The organism is Streptomyces sp. NPDC002734 (assembly GCF_040295685.1).
Taxonomy (GTDB): domain Bacteria; phylum Actinomycetota; class Actinomycetes; order Streptomycetales; family Streptomycetaceae; genus Streptomyces.
Window position 1 is genome coordinate 12,394 of record NZ_JBEOVU010000055.1, and the last position, 17,559, is coordinate 29,952.

General features: G+C 73.5%; 18 protein-coding genes. 9 read left to right on the forward strand and 9 right to left on the reverse strand.

Annotated elements, in window-relative coordinates:
* Positions 1–154: 154 nt before the first annotated feature.
* On the reverse strand, positions 155–1,591 hold the full coding sequence (locus ABT026_RS31030) for a hypothetical protein (RefSeq protein WP_351118531.1): 1,437 nt from the start codon (positions 1,589–1,591) through the stop codon (positions 155–157).
* Positions 1,592–1,853: 262 nt separating this feature from the next.
* Here ABT026_RS31030 and ABT026_RS31035 point away from each other — a divergent pair, with 262 nt between their 5' ends.
* Together ABT026_RS31035 and katG are read left to right on the forward strand one after the other, a co-directional pair.
* Positions 1,854–2,288 (forward strand): Fur family transcriptional regulator, encoded by a 435-nt coding sequence (locus ABT026_RS31035; protein WP_351118532.1) that lies wholly within the window; start codon positions 1,854–1,856, stop codon positions 2,286–2,288.
* A gap of 53 nt (positions 2,289–2,341) precedes the next feature.
* Positions 2,342–4,570, forward strand: coding sequence for a catalase/peroxidase HPI (gene katG, locus ABT026_RS31040; RefSeq protein WP_351118533.1), 2,229 nt, complete (start codon positions 2,342–2,344; stop codon positions 4,568–4,570).
* 225 nt (positions 4,571–4,795) lie between these two features.
* Here the strand turns inward: katG and ABT026_RS31045 are convergent, their stop codons facing one another.
* Positions 4,796–5,671, reverse strand: a complete 876-nt coding sequence (locus ABT026_RS31045) for an oxygenase MpaB family protein (protein WP_351118534.1) — start codon at positions 5,669–5,671, stop codon at positions 4,796–4,798.
* 129 nt (positions 5,672–5,800) lie between these two features.
* A complete protein-coding gene (locus ABT026_RS31050; protein WP_351118535.1) occupies positions 5,801–6,361 on the reverse strand; it encodes an NAD(P)H-dependent oxidoreductase in 561 nt (186 codons plus the stop codon).
* A gap of 160 nt (positions 6,362–6,521) precedes the next feature.
* Between ABT026_RS31050 and ABT026_RS31055 the strand changes: the two genes are divergently transcribed.
* The gene (locus ABT026_RS31055; RefSeq protein WP_351118536.1) at positions 6,522–7,178 is read left to right on the forward strand and encodes a TetR/AcrR family transcriptional regulator; all 657 of its coding nucleotides are present in this window, start codon (positions 6,522–6,524) and stop codon (positions 7,176–7,178) included.
* A 45-nt stretch (positions 7,179–7,223) separates the two neighbouring features.
* Here the strand turns inward: ABT026_RS31055 and ABT026_RS31060 are convergent, their stop codons facing one another.
* The 4 genes from ABT026_RS31060 to ABT026_RS31075 all read right to left on the reverse strand — a co-directional run bounded on the left by ABT026_RS31060 (position 7,224) and on the right by ABT026_RS31075 (position 10,140).
* Positions 7,224–7,886 carry a DedA family protein gene (locus ABT026_RS31060; protein ID WP_351118537.1) on the reverse strand — a complete coding sequence of 221 codons (663 nt, stop codon included), beginning with the start codon at positions 7,884–7,886 and terminating at the stop codon, positions 7,224–7,226.
* 170 nt (positions 7,887–8,056) lie between these two features.
* The gene (locus ABT026_RS31065) at positions 8,057–8,623 is read right to left on the reverse strand and encodes a YbaK/EbsC family protein (protein WP_351118538.1); all 567 of its coding nucleotides are present in this window, start codon (positions 8,621–8,623) and stop codon (positions 8,057–8,059) included.
* A gap of 64 nt (positions 8,624–8,687) precedes the next feature.
* Positions 8,688–9,176 carry a nitroreductase/quinone reductase family protein gene (locus ABT026_RS31070; protein WP_351118539.1) on the reverse strand — a complete coding sequence of 163 codons (489 nt, stop codon included), beginning with the start codon at positions 9,174–9,176 and terminating at the stop codon, positions 8,688–8,690.
* A 61-nt stretch (positions 9,177–9,237) separates the two neighbouring features.
* The gene (locus ABT026_RS31075) at positions 9,238–10,140 is read right to left on the reverse strand and encodes an acyltransferase (RefSeq protein WP_351118540.1); all 903 of its coding nucleotides are present in this window, start codon (positions 10,138–10,140) and stop codon (positions 9,238–9,240) included.
* Positions 10,141–10,250: 110 nt separating this feature from the next.
* Between ABT026_RS31075 and ABT026_RS31080 the strand changes: the two genes are divergently transcribed.
* Complete coding sequence (locus ABT026_RS31080; protein ID WP_351118541.1) at positions 10,251–10,784, forward strand: gamma carbonic anhydrase family protein; 534 nt, start codon at positions 10,251–10,253, stop codon at positions 10,782–10,784.
* A 7-nt stretch (positions 10,785–10,791) separates the two neighbouring features.
* On the opposite strand, the gene ABT026_RS31085 is transcribed toward ABT026_RS31080, so the two are convergent.
* Positions 10,792–11,589, reverse strand: a complete 798-nt coding sequence (locus tag ABT026_RS31085; RefSeq protein WP_351118542.1) for a DedA family protein — start codon at positions 11,587–11,589, stop codon at positions 10,792–10,794.
* A gap of 234 nt (positions 11,590–11,823) precedes the next feature.
* Between ABT026_RS31085 and ABT026_RS31090 the strand changes: the two genes are divergently transcribed.
* Positions 11,824–12,858: a DUF8017 domain-containing protein gene (locus tag ABT026_RS31090; protein WP_351118543.1), complete on the forward strand. Its 1,035-nt coding sequence runs from the start codon at positions 11,824–11,826 to the stop codon at positions 12,856–12,858.
* A 117-nt stretch (positions 12,859–12,975) separates the two neighbouring features.
* Positions 12,976–14,307: an MFS transporter gene (locus tag ABT026_RS31095; protein ID WP_351118544.1), complete on the forward strand. Its 1,332-nt coding sequence runs from the start codon at positions 12,976–12,978 to the stop codon at positions 14,305–14,307.
* A gap of 30 nt (positions 14,308–14,337) precedes the next feature.
* Here the strand turns inward: ABT026_RS31095 and ABT026_RS31100 are convergent, their stop codons facing one another.
* On the reverse strand, positions 14,338–15,192 hold the full coding sequence (locus ABT026_RS31100; RefSeq protein WP_351118545.1) for a spermidine synthase: 855 nt from the start codon (positions 15,190–15,192) through the stop codon (positions 14,338–14,340).
* Positions 15,193–15,273: 81 nt separating this feature from the next.
* Here ABT026_RS31100 and ABT026_RS31105 point away from each other — a divergent pair, with 81 nt between their 5' ends.
* The 3 genes from ABT026_RS31105 to ABT026_RS31115 all read left to right on the forward strand — a co-directional run bounded on the left by ABT026_RS31105 (position 15,274) and on the right by ABT026_RS31115 (position 17,412).
* Positions 15,274–16,098: a TVP38/TMEM64 family protein gene (locus ABT026_RS31105; protein ID WP_351118546.1), complete on the forward strand. Its 825-nt coding sequence runs from the start codon at positions 15,274–15,276 to the stop codon at positions 16,096–16,098.
* A 135-nt stretch (positions 16,099–16,233) separates the two neighbouring features.
* Complete coding sequence (locus ABT026_RS31110) at positions 16,234–17,187, forward strand: undecaprenyl-diphosphate phosphatase (protein WP_351118547.1); 954 nt, start codon at positions 16,234–16,236, stop codon at positions 17,185–17,187.
* 45 nt (positions 17,188–17,232) lie between these two features.
* Positions 17,233–17,412 carry a hypothetical protein gene (locus ABT026_RS31115; RefSeq protein WP_351118548.1) on the forward strand — a complete coding sequence of 60 codons (180 nt, stop codon included), beginning with the start codon at positions 17,233–17,235 and terminating at the stop codon, positions 17,410–17,412.
* The last annotated feature ends 147 nt before the right edge of the window (positions 17,413–17,559 follow it).

Here is a 17,559-nt window from a genome sequence, read left to right on the forward strand (position 1 = left end):
ACGGACGGGGACAGGGTGATGGTCATGGCTACTCCTCTGAAGGCGCAGGGAAAGGACGAGCAAGGGATGACGAGGCGTCACGCGGCCCTCGGAGCGGGCCGCCCGCGACGGAAGACCGCGGACCGCGGGCGCGGGAACGGGGTGCGCGGAGCACTCAGCGGTGGGCGGCTTCCCCTGCGCGGCGACGCACCGCGCGGCGGTGGGAAGGGGTCGTGGGAGCCGCCGGCACGTGGCGGGGAGCGCCGTCGAGCCGGTCGGAGACGGACAGCCCGGCCCGGTACAGGCCACGCACGATCCGCTGGTCGACGGCGGCCGCGAGCGTGTCGAGCAACTCCCCCTCGCGCAGCACCGCCTGGGGTCCGAGAAGTGTCGTGACGATCTCGAGGGCACCGTCGGCGTCGCCGTGGGCGAGGCGTTCGCGTACGCCGGGCAGGCACTCCGGGGTGCGGAGAGCCTCGTCGACGGCACGGAGGCAGGGCAACGGCGGCCCGCCGAGCGCGACCAGGAGCGCCTCGCGGCGGAGCTCGACCGGATCGTGGTCGAGCGGCGCGAGGACGCCGTCCACCTGACCGATCCGGTGGAGCGCGCCGCGGCAGTCCACCACGCCGGGCTCCTCCGCCCGGCGCGCGGGCGTGGCGGCGGGCGCCGGGAGATGTCCGGGGGCGAGTGCGGCGGCGACCAGCGGGTGCAGTGCGTGCGGCTCGACGAGGCCCGCGGCCAGCAGGTCGCGGTCCGGCGGGACCCAGGTGGCCGCGTCGGGCAGGACCGGCGGATCGGCCGCGGTGGCCTGCCGGGGACGGCGGGCGTCGGTGATCCTCCAGGAGCCCGCGCCGTCGCGTGCCACGTCCAGCAGCATCCTGTCCCGGCCGCCGAGCCGCACCAGGACGCTTCCCGCCGGGCCGTGTCCCTCGGCTTCGAGCAGGAGGCCCGCCTCGTCCGCCCAGCGGCCGACGTCGTACCGTCGGCCGGACGGCAGCGCGCGCAGCGGCTCGGGCCGGGCGTCCCGATCCGCGGGCGGCCGGCCGTCCGTGGACCGCGCGGGCAACTCCCCCGACCTGGTCGCGTCCCACAGGTGCCGGTGCAGGTCGAGGCGGTGGCGCCGGCTGGGCGAGGGATGCGGGTGCCGGCGGGACGCGGCGTCCCGTGCGGAGGGGTCCCACAGGGCGAGGGAGAGCCGCTGTCCGGCGTCCGCCCACGCGGGATCGGTGCGGACCACCAGGCTCACCCGGCCGCGGCCGGCGGCGCCGAGGCCGTCGGCACTGCCGCCGCCCCCGACGTCGTAGTGGACGAGCGGCACGGTCAGGCCGGGGCGCAGCAGACCGTCCGGGGCGATCCTCGGCAGATGCCAGCGCAGCAGATCGGGCGCGAGGCGCCGCAGGTCGGAGCGGAGGAGTGCGGCGAAGTCCCGGCCGTACCGGCGCGAGAGGGTCCGCAGGTCGAGATCGACGTCGACGCGGGCGGCAGCGCAGGCCCCCGCCCAGTCACCCGCCTCACGGCGGGCCGTCGCCGTCCCGATCATGGAGGGCGGCACGGCATGGGCGCGTACGCGCCGCCACAGGGAGAGTCGTCCGTTCGCGATGTCGGTGAGCATCAGCACTCACCTTGCGCGGACGGGTCCCCCAATCTGTTCATGGAGTGAGTCGTCATCGCCGCGAACCATACCGTGCCGCGCGCGGGCCCGTCGGATGATTTTTTCGACGGACCGTACGAAGCATCCGGCATCGCCTCGACACGACGTGAAACCGACGTGAAACCATCATCAAACAGACAAATAGCCTCGGAAACGTCGTTTCCAAACTTGAATTACTCGTCTTTCTGTACCTCTCGTCTCAAGCCGTGTATGGTTCGTGACCATGACCGCAACCCCCGCCTCGCCCGCCGAGGAACTCCGCGGCGTCGGCCTGCGGGTGACGGCAGCCCGCGTCGCGCTGCTCGAAACCGTCAGGGCCGGGGACCACCTCGGAGCCGAGGCGATCGCCTCCGGCGTACGCGAGCGCGTGGGCCACGTCTCGACCCAGGCCGTCTACGAGGCGCTGCACGCGCTGACGGCCGCGGGACTGGTCCGCCGCATCGAACCGGCCGGCAGCCCGGCCCGGTACGAGGCGCGTGTCGGGGACAACCATCACCACGTCGTCTGCCGCTCCTGCGGCACCGTCGCCGACGTGGACTGCGCGGTCGGTGAGGCCCCCTGCCTGACCGCCTCCCAGAACCACGGCTTCGTGATCGAAGAGGCCGAGGTGACGTACTGGGGCCTGTGCCCCGCCTGTTCCACCGCTCGCCAGCAGTAGTCCCACAGCTCGCAGCACCTGAGCCGTGACCGCCTGATCCAGAAGGACAGACATTGACTGAGAACCACGACGCCATCGTCACCGAGCCGAAGGCGGAGACGGGCGGCTGCCCCGTCGCGCACGGCGCGCGCGCCCCGCACCCGACCGCCGGCGGCGGCAACCGCCAGTGGTGGCCGGAGCGGCTCAACCTGAAGATCCTCGCCAAGAACCCCGCGGTCGCCAACCCGCTGGGCGAGGGCTTCGACTACGCCGAGGCCTTCCAGGGCCTCGACCTCGCCGCCGTGAAGCAGGACGTCGCCGCCCTCCTCACCGAGTCGCAGGACTGGTGGCCGGCGGACTACGGCCACTACGGCCCGTTCATGATCCGCATGGCGTGGCACAGCGCCGGCACCTACCGCATCACCGACGGCCGCGGTGGCGCGGGCGCCGGTCAGCAGCGCTTCGCGCCGCTCAACAGCTGGCCGGACAACGTCAACCTGGACAAGGCCCGCCGTCTGCTGTGGCCGGTCAAGAAGAAGTACGGCCAGGCCATCTCCTGGGCCGACCTGATGGTCCTCGCGGGCAACGTCGCCCTGGAGTCGATGGGCTTCGAGACCTTCGGCTTCGCCGGCGGCCGCGCGGACGTGTGGGAGCCCGACGAGGACGTGTACTGGGGTCCGGAGACCACCTGGCTCGCCGACGAGCGCTACTCCGGCGACCGTGACCTCGAGGAGCCCCTCGCCGCGGTCCAGATGGGTCTGATCTACGTCAACCCCGAGGGCCCCAACGGCAACGGCGACCCGCTGGCCGCCGCCCGCGACATCCGCGAGACGTTCCGCCGCATGGCGATGAACGACGAGGAGACCGTCGCCCTGATCGCCGGTGGTCACACCTTCGGCAAGGCGCACGGCAACGGCCCGGCGGACGCGGTCGGCGACGACCCGGAGGCGGCCGGCCTCGAGGAGCAGGGCCTGGGCTGGCGCAACAGCCACGGCACCGGCAAGGGCGCGGACACCGTGACCTCCGGTCTCGAGGGCGCCTGGACCTACGAGCCCACCAAGTGGGACAACGAGTACTTCAAGATCCTGTTCGGCTACGAGTGGGAGCAGTTCCACAGCCCGGCCGGCGCGCTGCAGTGGCGTCCGCGGCACGGCGCCGGCAAGGTCGTGCCCGACGCCCACCTCGAGGGTGTCCGCCACCAGCCGATCATGTTCACCACCGACCTCGCGCTGCGCATGGACCCGATCTACGCGGAGATCTCGCAGCGCTTCCTCGAGGACGAGCGCGCCTTCGCCGACGCGTTCGCCCGCGCCTGGTTCAAGCTGACCCACCGTGACATGGGCCCGGTCGTCCGCTACCTGGGCTCCGAGGTCCCGTCCGAGACGCTGATCTGGCAGGACCCGCTGCCGGCCCGCGAGTTCGAGGTCGTCGACGAGGCCGACGTGGCCGCGCTGAAGGCGAAGATCGCCGAGTCCGGCCTGTCCGTCTCACAGCTGGTCTCCACCGCCTGGGCCTCCGCGTCCTCCTTCCGCGGCAGCGACAAGCGCGGCGGCGCCAACGGCGCCCGCATCCGCCTTCAGCCGCAGGCCGACTGGGAGGTCAACGAGCCGCAGAAGCTCAAGACCGTGCTGAGCACCCTCGAGGGCGTCCAGGAGTCCTTCAACGCCTCCCTCTCCGGCGGCAAGCAGGTCTCCCTGGCCGACGTGATCGTCCTCGCCGGCGCCGTCGGCGTCGAGAAGGCCGCCAAGGAGGCGGGTTTCGACATCGAGGTCCCGTTCACCGCGGGCCGCGTGGACGCCTCCCAGGAGCAGACGGACGTCGAGTCCTTCGCCGCGCTCGAGCCGAGGGCGGACGGCTTCCGCAACTACCTCGGCAAGGCCAACCGCCTGCCCGCCGAGCACCTGCTGGTCGACCGCGCCAACCTGCTCAACCTGAGCGCGCCCGAGATGACCGTCCTGGTCGGCGGCCTGCGCGTCCTGGGCGCCAACTACCAGGACTCGGAGCTCGGTCTCCTCACCGACGCCCCGGGCAAGCTCACCAACGACTTCTTCGTCAACCTGCTCGACCTGGGCACGACGTGGAAGCCGGTGGACGGCGAGAGCAACCTGTACGAGGCCTTCGACGAGGCCACGGGTGAGAAGAAGTGGACCGGCACGCGTGCCGACCTCGTCTTCGGCTCCAACTCCGAGCTGCGCGCCGTCGCCGAGGTCTACGCGAGCGACGACGCCAAGGAGAAGTTCGTCAAGGACTTCGTCCAGGCCTGGAACAAGGTCATGAACGCCGACCGCTTCGACCTGGTCTGATCGCCCGCCGATCCGATCCGGGGAGACGTCGGCCGCCCGACCCCCACGGGACGCCCCCGTCCGGCCGCGAGGCCGGGCGGGGGCGTTCCCGCGTCCGGGGCGTTCCCGCCGTCCGGGGGCGTTTCCGCGTCCGGGGCGTTCCCGCCGTCCGGGGGCGTTCCGGCGCGTGGGCGGGGAGGCCGCGCCCGGCCAGGCACCCGTCACGCACTCGCGGCCCGGGCCCGGTCACACCCGCGTGGCCCGTGCCCGTCGGCGGCGTTCGGCACGGCGGGCCAGGACGCCGCCCAGGGCCACGCGCAGCCTGACCGGCAGCGGAGCGACGAGGAACCTCACCACGCGGGCGAACCTCCGCAGCCGCCGCTCCTGCCGCGGGGACCAGGACAGCCCGAAACGTTCCCGCAGCACGGGCGGGAGCACTCCGACGGTCACGAACAGCGCGACCCGCCCCGCCGCCCGGGCCACCGGCCGCCAGAGCGCGTCCGGGATCCAGGACGCCGGCCTGGCGGGCGCGGCCAGCGCGTCGAGCACGTCCCGCACCGACCGGTTCACCTCCAGCCGGTCGGCGACCATGGCGTCGTAGTAGGCGAGGAACGAGGGCCAGTCGGGCGGCAGATGGTGCTCCTTGAGCCCCCAGACCCGCCCGACGTCCCGCATCTCCCGGTAGTACGCGGCGAGTTCGTCCTCACCGAGCCCGTGCCCGAAGAGCCGCATCGCGTCCACCGGCGCCTTGACCAGGGTGGCGTGCACCCAGTGGTAGGCCTCGGGATGCAGCGCGTAGTACCGCTGCCCGGACGCGTCGAGGCCCTTCATCCCGGCGTGCACGCCGATCAGCCGCCGCGCCTCGGCGGTGGCGGCCTCCTGGCCGCCGTAGATCACCGTGCTCAGCGAGAGCAGGGTCCGGCCCAGCCGGGGCCAGGGCTCCGCGCGGAAGTTGCTGTGGTCGGCGACCCCGGCCCCGACCACCGGGTGGGCCACCTGGAGCAGCAGCAGTTCGGGGGCCAGCAGCAGGGAGCGCAGGTCGCCGAAGGTCCGCCACACCGGTCCCCCGGGCAGCGGGGCCCTGACCTGCGAGGCGGTGGCGGCGGGCTGGGTCACGGTCATGGCTCTCCTCGGTCTGCTGCGGATCGGCCGCTGACGTCGCGAAGGTCCGGAGAACCTCCGGGGAACGCCGCGACGGCGGCACGGGCGAAGACCCGTGCCGCCGTCGCGGCGGTTGCGGAGCGGGGCGCCTCAGGCGGCGGCGGCGCGGGTGCGCTCGGCGACCTGGGACAGCACCTCGACCAGGCCGTCGACGGCCTCGGTGTCGTCGGCCGGGTGCAGCTCGGCGAAGCGGACGACCGAGCCGGCTATGGCCAGCTTGGGCTCCTCGACGACCACGGCGCCGGCGATGCCGAGGGCCTTGCGCGCCTCGTCCTGGGCCCACACGCCGCCGTACTGGCCGTAGGCGGTACCGATCACGGCGACCGGGCGGCCGGACAGCGCGCCGGCGCCGAACGGGCGGGACAGCCAGTCGATGGCGTTCTTCAGCACGGCCGGCATGGTGCCGTTGTACTCGGGGGTGAACCACAGGAGCGCGTCGGCGGAGCCGGCGGCCTCACGCAGACGGGCGGCCGCCTCGGGCAGCGAGCCCTCGACGTCGATGTCCTCGTTGTAGAACGGCACCTCGGCCAGACCCTCGAACACCTGCACCTCCACACCCTCGGGGGCGTGCTTGGCGGCGGCCTCGGCGAGCTGGCGGTTGTGCGAGCCGGCGCGGAGGCTGCCGACAAGGGCGAGGATGCGGACGGACATGAGCACTCCTTGGGGAAACAGGATGACAGGGGTGGCGGCGAGCAGATGCTCACCACCTGGACGGGAAGCGGAACGCTCCGCCTCGCCGACCCTCGTTCAAAGTTGTACCACCTATCCGGACCACGGTCCACTTTCGCTGTGTTGCGGTACTGTGAAGCTCATGGACACCGCTGTACCGCCGCCCTCCGGCGAACCTCTCACGGTCGTCGGCCCCACGACCGGGGTGCCGGCGGATGCCGCGGCCGCCTCCTGCGGTCTGCGCGCCGACGCCGCCCGCAACCGCGCGCGGCTGCTGGACGCCGCCACCCGGCTGCTCGGCGAGCACGGCCTGGCGCACCTGACCATGGAGGCGGTGGCCCAGGCGGCCGGCGTCGGCAAGGGCACCGTCTTCCGGCGCTTCGGCGACCGCACGGGCCTGCTGTTCGCCCTCCTCGACCACCGCGAGCGGCAGTTCCAGACCTCGTTCCTCTCGGGCCCGCCGCCGGTCGGCCCGGGCGCGCCCGCCCTGGAGCGACTGCACGCCTTCGGCCCGGCGGTGCTGCGCCACGAGGCCAGCCACACGGAGCTGTGGCTGGCCCTGCAGACCGACCCGCTGCGCGCTCTCAGCAGCCCGCCCCACCTGCTGCGTCACACCCACCTCACGCACCTGCTGCGCGAGCACGGCGCGCAGGGCGACGTGGAGCTGCTCGCCCACACCCTGCTCGCCTTCCTGAGCACGTCGCTCACCCATCACCTGACGGTCCGCTGCGGCATGGGCCTGGACCGGGTCGAGGACGCCTGGCACCACCTGGTGGCCCGCCTGACCGTCTGTTCCTGAGCCGCCCCGCCCCGGCCTGGGCCGCCCGAGCCCGTGCCCCCGTGCTCAGGACCGGCCGTCGGGCTCCGCGCGGCGCTCGCGCAGCCGGACCGCGATCCAGGCCGCCAGCCCCAGGACCGCCGCGCCGAGGACCACCTTGGACAGCACGCCCACGTACTGCTCCACGAGCTCCCAGCGGTCGCCCAGCCAGTAGCCGGCCAGGACCAGCACGGAGTTCCAGATCAGGCTTCCCAGGCCGGTCAGCCCCAGGAACACCGGCAGCGGCATCCGCTCCAGTCCGGCGGGCACCGAGATCAGGCTGCGGAAGACCGGCACCATCCGGCCGAAGAACACCGCCTTGGTGCCGTGCCGGGCGAACCAGTCCTCGGTCTTCTCCAGGTCGGAGGTCTTCACCAGCGGCAGTTTCGCCCAGACCGCGTAGAGCCTGCGGCGGCCCAGCAGGATGCCGATCCAGTACAGGGCCACCGCGCCCACCACCGAGCCCAGGGTGGTCCAGAACAGCGCGGAGGGCAGGCTCAGCACGCCCTGTCCCGCGGCGAAGCCGGTCAGGGGCAGGATCACCTCGCTGGGCAGCGGCGGGAAGAGGTTCTCCAGCGCGATCGCCAGTCCGGCTCCGGGACCGCCCAGGCGCTCCACCAGATCGACGGCCCAGCCGGCGATGCCGCCGGGCTGGTCGGGCCGCGCCGCGGCCAGGGACGAAAGCTGCATGAGGTCTCCGGGCCGCGGGGGCCGTCAGGGAACAGGGCGTTCTCCCACCCTAGGAAACCGGCGGCCGGGACGCGGACCCGGACGGCCGTGCCTCCAGTGGCGTTCCCCACAGCATGTTCCCGGGAAAACCCGTCCCATGGCGCCGGCCGTCGCCTCCGGGACGGACAGGGTCAGGCCCGGGCCGGGAGGCCCAGCCCCTCGACCACCTCGGCCCCGGGCAGCTCGGCCAGCGCCGGGCCGGGCACCAGCAGCTTCCCCCGCCTCCGGCCGCTGCCGACCAGGACGTACGGCAGTGCCGCCACGGCGGAGTCCACCAGCACCGGCCACCCGTCGGGCAGCCCCACCGGCGTGATCCCGCCGTACTCCATGCCCGTCAGGCCGGTGGCCGTGTCCATCGGGGCGAACGACGCCTTGCGCGCCCCCAGCCGGCGGCGCACCAGGCCGTTGACGTCGGCCCGGGTGGTGGAGAGCACCAGGCAGGCGGCGTAGCCGGTCTCCTGGCCGCGTCGGCCCGCCACCACGACGCAGTTGGCCGAGGCGTCCAGCAGGTCGCTCCCGTAGTGCTCGACGAACACGGCGGTGTCCGCCTTCTCCGGGTCGGTGTCGACGTAGACGATGTTCTCCGCCGGGACGCTCCCGCCCCAGGTCCTGACCGCCTCGGCGACCGGCCCGACGAGTTCGTCGAGGCAGGCGGTGGCGGGACGGGCGTCGGCGAAGTCTCCCAGAGGTGCGCGCATGCCGGGCACGGTAGCGGAACCGCTCCGGTTCCCCCGCCGCCGCCCGCGAGGTGGAACTCCCGCCTCAGGCGTCGGGTCCCTCGCCGAGGCGGACCGACCGGGGCGTCAGGCGGATCACCGGCAGTTCGCGGTCCGTCTTCTCCGTGTAGCCGGCGAAGCGGGGCTGGACGGCGGTGATCACCCGCCAGACCTTCTCCCGCTCCTCGCCGCGCAGCTGCTCGGCGGTGACCTCCATGGTCCGCCCGTCCAGGGTCACGGCGACCTGGTCCGGGTGGGCGGCCAGGTTGTAGTACCAGTCCGGGTTGCGTGCCGCGCCGTTCGCGCTCGCCACGATCAGCCAGGTCCCGCCCTTCTCCTCGAAGCGGGCCACCGGCGTCTTCCTCGTCCGGCCGGAGCGGCGTCCCACGGTGGTCAGCACCAGTGCTTCCATGCCCATGACGCGACCGCCGCCGCGGCGCACGATCCGTCGCATGGCGAGCGCGTTCACCCGGCGCGTCAGAGCGCCCGGCTGGGCCGCGCCGCGGGTTCCGTTCGGGGTCGGTGTGAAGCTCATCGGTCTCCTCCGCTCCCGCGCCGCACCTCCGGTCCGGGGTGCGCGCGTTCTGCGGCCGACGCTACCTCCGACGGCTCCGCACGGCCCGTCGAAGACCGGTGTCCCGCTCCTCGCGCAGGTCGAGGGCGGCCGGGGAGGCGTCCCGGTCCGCCTGCGGGGCCGAGGCGTCCGGCTTGCCGTCGAGCGCGGTCAGGCGGGCGGCCTCCTCCTCGTCGAGGGCCGCCAGGCGCGCCACCGTCTCGTCGTCGAGCTCGGCCAGGGCCAGCAGCTGCTCGGGGGTGGCGTCGGCGGGGACGGGGGACGGCGCCGGCGTGCGCAGCGGCGGCTGCCAGCCCTGGTCGGGCGTCCAGCGCCGGACGACCTTGGCGGGCGCGCCGACGACCACGGAGTGGTCCGGGACGACCCCGCGCACCACCGAGCCGGCGCCGACCACCACGTTCCGTCCGATCCGGGCGCCGGGCAGGATCACGGCGCCGGTGCCGATCCAGCAGCCGGGCCCGATCTCCACCGGATCGGTGCGCGGCCACTGCTTGCCGATCGGCTGGTGCGGGTCGTCGTAGGAATGGTTCGTGGAGGTGACGTAGACGTAGGGCCCGAAGTAGCAGTCGTCGCCGATCGACACGGTGGTGTCGGCGATGACGTGGCTGCCGCGCCCGAGGACCACGCCGTTCCCTATGCGCAGAATCGTCTCGGCACCGAGGTCGAGGTCGGGCATCAGGCCGGCCGTGAGGGTGACCTGCTCGCCGATGATGCAGTAGGAGCCCAGCTCGATCCAGGGCTCGCCGAAGACGGTGCCCAGCGGGAACGCGAGCTTGGTGTGCGGCCCCATCGACCGGAACCGCAGCCGGCCCGGCTGCTCGGCGGACACCGCTCCGGTGCGCTGGACCCACGCCCAGGCGGCGTGGACGCCACGCTGCAGGACGCGACGCCGCCACGCTGTGAGGGAGTTCTGGGTCTTGGGCACCCGCTCACGGTAACCAGCACCCGGCATGGCGACCCCGCCGGGGACCTGTGATCTTCACCCCAGCGGCGGTGGCATACCGTGCCGGGGAACGGCTACCACCTGGAGGGGCAATGGCGCACGAGGCGCTGGTCGCGGGCATCGGCGGCAAGGAACCGGTCCTGGAGGAGGACGCCTACGCGGCGCCCGCCTCCGTCCTGCTGGGCGAGGTGACGCTGCGCCGGGGCGCGAGCGTCTGGTACGGCGCGGTGCTGCGTTCGGAGGCGGGCCCGATCGTGGTCGGCGAGGACAGCAACGTCCAGGACAACTGCACGCTCCACGTCGACCCGGGCTTCCCGGTGACGATCGGGCGGGGCGTCTCGATCGGCCACAACGCGGTGGTGCACGGGGCGACCGTCGAGGACGACTGCCTGATCGGCATGGGCGCCACCGTGCTCAACGGCGCGGTGATCGGCGCCGGGTCTCTGGTGGCGGCGCAGGCCCTGGTGCCGCAGGGGATGGTCGTGCCGCCCGGTTCGCTGGTCGCCGGAGTCCCCGCCAAGGTGCGGCGGGAGCTCACCGAGGAGGAGCGCGCGGGGATCCGGCTGAACGCGGCGCACTACACGGAGCTGGCGAAGGCGCACCGGGCCGTGCACGCGGCCGGCTGAGCCGGCCTCAGCGTTCGGCGGCCGGCTCGGGCTCCCGCCCGGCCGCCGGCGCGGTCTCCCCCGCCCGGTCCGCGGGCGCGGTCCCCGTCCCGTCGGGAACGGTCGCCGCGGCCTCGTCCGTCGCCGCGCCGTCCGTCTTCGCAGCCGTCGTCCCGCCGTCCGTCTCCCCGGCCTCGTCCCCGGAGGCGTCCGAGGCGGAGGCCGTCATCCTGGCCGCCCGACGCTTCATGAGGATCATCGAGGTGAGCCCGATGGCCACCGCGAGCACCAGCCCCACCCAGGAGAACCGCTTCAGCCACGCCTCGGCGACGATGCCCACGTAGTAGATGACCGCGGTGGTGCCGCCGGCCCAGACGATGCCGCCGCTGACGTTGGCGATCAGGAACTTCCAGTACGGCATCTGCAGCACGCCCGCGAGCGGGCCGGCGAAGATCCGCAGCAGGGCGACGAACCGGCCGAAGAAGACGGCCCACATGCCCCACTTGTCGAAGGACTTCTCCGCGGCGGCCACATGCCCTTCGCTGAAGTGCTTCGGGAACTTCGCGCCCAGCCAGGCCAGCAGCGGGCGTCCGCCCTTGCGGCCGATGGCGTAGCCGATCGAGTCGCCGATGATCGCTCCGGCGCTGGCGCAGATGCCGAGGATCAGCGGGTCGATGCCCGCGTGCTGGGAGGAGAGCAGCGCCGAGGAGACCAGCACGATCTCGCCGGGCAGCGGGATGCCGAGGCTCTCCAGACCGATGACGATGCCCACCAACGCGTAGACCGCGCCCGCCGGCACCGTCTCGAGCCATTCCTGGACGTGCACCTGTGCCTTCTTCCTGCGCTCTCGCGTCTCGCCGGGTTGTCGTGTCCGGTCCCCACCGACCGGTGCGCGCTGTCGCCGTCGTGGCGCGGGGGGCGTCGGCACCCGTGCCCGCACCCGCGCCCGTATGCCGGGAAGCCTACCGTCCATCCGCCGGAACCGGATCTGCTGCATCGCTACACCACGGACGAGGAACGGTGACCAAAGCGTGTCTCTGCGCGACTAGGGTTACGGCTCATGTGGCCTGGACAGCAGCCGCCTGGTGGCGAGCAGAACCCGAACAACCCGCAGCAGCCGGTGAACCCCTACCAGCAGCCGGGGTACCAGCAGCAGCCCAACCCGTACCAGTCGCCCGGCTACCAGCAGCAGCCGCAGCCCGGCCCCTACGCCTCGCAGGGCCAGTGGGGGCCCGCCGGGCCGGCGGGCCCCGCGCAGCCGCCCGCCGGCGGCGGTCCCTCGGACCCCTCACGGCGGACGAAGCTGGTCGCGATCGTCGCCGCCTCCGCGGTGGTGCTGACGGCCGCGGTGACCGGTTTCCTCGTGCTGGGCGACGACGACGAGAAGGTCGTGGCCGGCGGTGACGGCAAGCCGTCCGCCTCCGCGTCCGCCTCGAAGCCGGCTCCGAAGCCCACCGGGTCCTCGGAGGACAACCCGCGCGGCGAGGGCCCCAAGCCGACCGTCCCCGGCTGGAAGGTCGTGGTGAACCCCAAGTGGGGCACCGCCTTCGACGTCCCGGCGGACTGGGAGGTGGAGAGCCCGACCATGCTGATCGGGTTCGAGGAGGACGGCTCGGACGACCTCGAGCCGCTGATCGTCATGTCGGCGCCGGCGTACTACAAGTCGAAGTGGTGCGTCTCGGACGACGACAAGGACGGCCGGGAGGACGAGACCGCCCTGGCCACCGTCGGCACCAAGGGCGCCAACGGTGCGAAGAGCACCGACGAGGTCGCGATCAACCACTCCAACACGTGGGTGTTCGCCGGCTACACGCAGCCCGACAAGAAGAGCGTCACCTGGGACAAGAAGGCCAAGCCCTACACGACGGCGTCCGGCGTCGAGGGCAGCATCGCCTGGGCCCGGTCCAAGAACACCCCGGACAAGGGCAAGTGCGCCACCGACGGCAAGGCCCTCACCTTCGGCTTCAAGAACGCCAACGGCGACTTCGTGGCCTGGACCCTGTTCGGGGCCACCGGGGTGGAGGACGAGGTGTCCGAGGAGACCATCATGAAGGTGCTCGACACCGTCCGCCTGCACGGCACCCCCAAGAGCTGACGTCCGGCTCCTTCGTGCGGGACCGGCCCTCCCGGGAGCAGGTCCCGCACGAGTCCGGTCCCGTAAGGGCCGGAAACGGGTTTGGCGACCGCCCTGGTCAGCGGGGATAGTCAGGGGGTGACCACCCCGCCCGCACCGTCGCCGTCCACCGGCGGCCGCCGCAACTACGTCCTGCTCACCGCCGCCGCCTGCGTCACCAACCTCGGTGGCGCGGGCGCGATGATCGCCTCGGCCTTCGCCGTGCTCGACTCCGGCGGATCCGGCGGGGACGTCGGCCTGGTGGTGGCCTCGCGCACGCTGCCGCTGGTGCTGTTCCTGCTCATCGGCGGGGCGGTCGCCGACCGGCTTCCCCGGCACCGGGTGATGGTGGCGGCGAACACCGTCAACTGCCTCTCCCAGGCCGTCTTCGCCGCGCTGGTCATCGCCGGGGAGGCGCGGCTGTGGCAGATGATGCTGCTGGCCGGCCTCGGCGGCGCGGCGCAGGCGTTCTTCGGTCCCGCCTCGGAGGGCATGCTGCTCTCCTCGGTCCCCGCCGGCGAGGCCGGCCGCGCCTTCGCCGTTTACCGCATGGCCATGCACGGCGCCTCGCTGGGCGGCGCGGCGCTCGGCGGGGCGATGGTCGCCGCCATGGGCCCGGGCTGGGTGCTGGCCGTCGACGCGGCCGCCTTCGCGGTGGCCGCCTCGCTGCGGGCGCTGCTCGACGTCCGCGGCATCGCGCCGCGCGCACCCGGTGGCGGCATGCTCGCCGATCTGCGGGAGGGCTGGCAGGAGTTCGCGTCCCGCCCCTGGCTGTGGGGCATCGTGATCCAGTTCTCGGTGGCCAACGCGGTGGTGGGCGCCGCCGAGGCGGTGTACGGGCCGCTGGTGGCCCGCGACAGCCTGGGCGGCGCGGGCCCCTGGGGGCTGGCCCTGGCCGCGTTCGGGGCGGGCACGATGGCGGGCGGTCTGCTGATGACCCGCTGGAAGCCCCGGCGGCTGCTGCTGGCCGGCACGCTGTGCGTCTTCCCACTGGCGCTGCCCAGCGCCGCCCTCGCGGTTCCGGTGCCGACCGGGGTGCTGTGGGGGATCATGTTCGCAACGGGCGTGACCATCGAGGTCTTCGGCGTCTCCTGGATGACGGCGCTGCACCAGGAGATACCCGAGGACAAGCTGTCCCGGGTCTCCGCCTACGACTGGTTCGGCTCGATCGCGATGGTGCCGCTGGCCACGGCGCTGGCCGGGCCGGCCGAGACGGCGTTCGGACGCACCTCGGCGCTGTGGGGCTGCGCGGCGCTGGTCGTCCTCGTCACCGCCACGGTCCTCCTGGTTCCCGACGTCCGCCGCCTCACCCTGCGGGCCGACCCCCGTCCCAAGGCGGGCGGCGCCCTCGACGCCGTCGTCCCTCCGGTCACGCCGGTCGCCCTCGACGCCACCGTCCCTGCTCCTGCCCCCGCCGAGGCGCCCCGGTAGCGGCTCCCGCCCCCCGGGGGGGTGACGAGGTCAGCCGATGCCGAAGGCGCCGTCGGGCGGCTCCGGGGAAGGGACCGCGTCCGCGTCGTCCACGGCCGCCGCGCCCCGGGCGAAGTCCCGCAGCGCCTCCGCGTGCACCACCCGCGCCGGGAACGCGTCCGCGGCCACCCGCCGGGCCACCCCCGCCACGTCCAGCGGCCGGTCCGAGGCGACGAGCAGCGCGTTTCCGAACCGCCGCCCGCGCAGGACACCCGGCTCGGCGATCAGCGCCGTCTCCGCGAAGACGGCCGCCGCCGTGGCGATCTGGGAGCGCAGGAACGCGAACGGCGCCCCGTCCGCCAGGTTGGCGACGTACGCCCCCGTGTCCCGCAGCACCCGCCGGGCCTCCCGCACGAGGCCGAGCGAGGCGAGGTGCGCCGGCACCCTGGAGCCGCCGAACACGTCCGCCACCACCAGGTCCGCGCTGTCCTCCGGTGCGCTCTCCAGCCACGCACGTGCGTCGCCCACATGTGTGCGGACACCGCCCCCACCGGTTTCCTCCGGCAGCGGCAGGTGCTCCAGCACCATCTCCAGGAGGCCGCGGTCGTACTCGACCACGTCCTGACAGGACCCTGGCCGGGTGGAGGCCACATAGCGGGGCAGGGTGAGGGCCCCGCCGCCCAGGTGCACCACGTCCAGCGCCGCCCCGGGCTCGGCCAGCGTGTCGACCAGGTGCCCGATCCGCCGGGTGTACTCGAACTCCAGGTGGGCCGGTTCGTCCAGGTCGACGTAGGACTGCGGCGCCCCGTCGACGGTCAGCAGCCAGGCCCGCTCCCGGTCCACGTCGGGCATCAGTTTCGCGGTGCCGTGGTCGACGGCGCGGGACACGGGTACGGGCTCGTTCACCAAGCCATTGTGCCGGTATGACGGTATGTCGTACGCCACGGTAGGGAGCGAACACCCCACATCCTCGGTTACTGTCGCCAAATGCTCGATGCCACCACCCGCTCTGGGGGCACCGCCGCGGCACCGTCCCCCGCCGCGGCCGCTGGATTAGTGATCACCCCTCCCGTCAAACTGACCAAGACAGCGCACCCGGCGCACCCGCCGGCGCCGCCCGCGGCCCCCGTGCCACGCGGGCCGCTGGCCCGCTGCGCCCGGCTGCTGCTGTCGCCGTGGGCCCGTTTCGGCCTGTTGCTGCTCCTCCTGGCCGCCGCCGCCGGCACGGTCCTGATGTTCGAGCCGCAGCGCCTGGTCGCCGACGGCTGGCCGCCCCAGTTCGGCGGCGGTCTCGCCGCGCTGGCGTTCGGCGTGGCCTACGGGCTGTGCACCGTGGCCTTCGTCCCGCGCCCGGTGCTCAACCTGGCGGCCGGCGCGCTCTTCGGCTCGACGCTGGGCCTGGCGACGGCGCTCGGCGGCACCGTGCTCGGCGCGGGTCTCGCCTTCGGTCTCGGCCGGCTGCTCGGCCAGGACGCCCTGCGGCCACTGCTGCGGGCCCGCTGGCTCCAGGCGGCCGACGGCCAGCTCAGCCGGCACGGCTTCCGCTCGATGATGGTGCTGAGACTCTTCCCCGGCGTCCCGTTCTGGGCCGCCAACTACTGCGCCTCCGTCTCCCGGATGCGGGCCTCCTCCTTCCTCCTCGCCACCGCGCTCGGCTCGATCCCCAACACCGCCGCCTACGCGGTCGCCGGGGCCCGCGCCGCCAGTCCCACCTCGCCGGCCTTCCTGATCGCCGTGGCCGTCATCGCCCTCCCGGCCATCGGGGGCGCCGTCTTCGCCTGGCGCAAGCGCCACCACCTGCGCGCACGCTGACCGGTCGGCGACGCGACGCCTCCCGTTCATCCGTGGATCACCGGGAGGACGCCGCGGCACCGTTACAGTGCCCGCACCCCGGCGTCGCCGTGACCCGGCCTTCCTCCTCGATCAGCACTTGGACTACCTGCACCCATGTCTTGGTTCGAATCTCTCGTCCTCGGACTCGTCCAGGGGCTGACCGAGTTCCTGCCCATCTCCTCGAGCGCCCACCTCCGGCTGACCGCCGCGTTCTCCGGCTGGCAGGACCCGGGGGCGGCGTTCACCGCCATCACCCAGATCGGCACCGAGGCCGCGGTGCTGATCTATTTCCGCCAGGACATCGGCCGGATCGTGAGTGCCTGGTTCCGCTCCCTGCGGGACCGGGAGGCGCGCCGCGACCACGACGCCAAGATGGGCTGGCTGGTGATCGTGGGCTCGATCCCGATCGGCGTCCTCGGTGTGGCCCTCAAGGACCACATCGAGGGCCCGTTCCGCGATCTGCGGGTCACCGCCACGATGCTGATCCTGGTCGGCGTCGTCATCGGCGTCGCCGACCGTCTCGCCGAGCGGGCCGCGGAGGCCGCCGAACGGCCCGTGGAGGGCGGCGTGCGGCCCGTGGGGAGCGGCGTGCGGCCCGTGGGGGGCGGCGGGCGGCCCGTGGGGAGCGGCGGGCGGCACCGTCTCCGCCGGCCGAAGGACCTGACGCACCTCGGCGTCCGCGACGGCCTGATCTTCGGCCTCTGCCAGGCCATGGCCCTGGTCCCCGGCGTCTCCCGCTCGGGAGCCACCATCAGCGGCGGCCTCTTCATGGGCTACCGCCGGGAGGCCGCGGCCCGTTACTCCTTCCTGCTGGCGATCCCCGCCGTCCTGGCGTCGGGCCTGTTCGAGCTCAAGGACGCCGCGGAGGGCTCCCACGTCTCCTGGGGCCCGACCTTCCTGGCCACGGTGATCGCGTTCGTCTGCGGCTACGCGGTGATCGCCTGGTTCATGAAGTTCATCAGCACCAAGTCGTTCATGCCGTTCGTCTGGTACCGGATCGCCCTCGGCCTGCTCATCCTCGGCCTGATCACGACGGGTGTGCTGAGCCCGCACGCGGCCGATGTGTAGTGGGACGGTAGCGGAGTGTCATACCTTGCCCCTAGGGTGGACGCCATGCTCCTCAACGCCGAGGTCCGTGATTCCGCGCGCTCAGCCGCCGAGCTGAACGACATGATCCGCGCGCTGTGGCTCCGTTCGAGCGGCGCGCCGACCGCCCAGGACCGCGCCCGCTACGAACAGCTGGTCGTCGAGTGGGCCCGCGCCGTGCGGGCGGAGGCGCTGCAGCCGGCCTAGGGCCTGTCCGGCGGATCATGCCATTCTTGCTGCCGGTTCGCTCGCCAACCGCCCTGAGCGGGGTCTGGTGCGTGCGGCTGCAAGGCGGAGGAGGGAGGCGACGCGGAGCGTCGTCGACCGACGACAACGCCGCAGACGTGCGTGCCA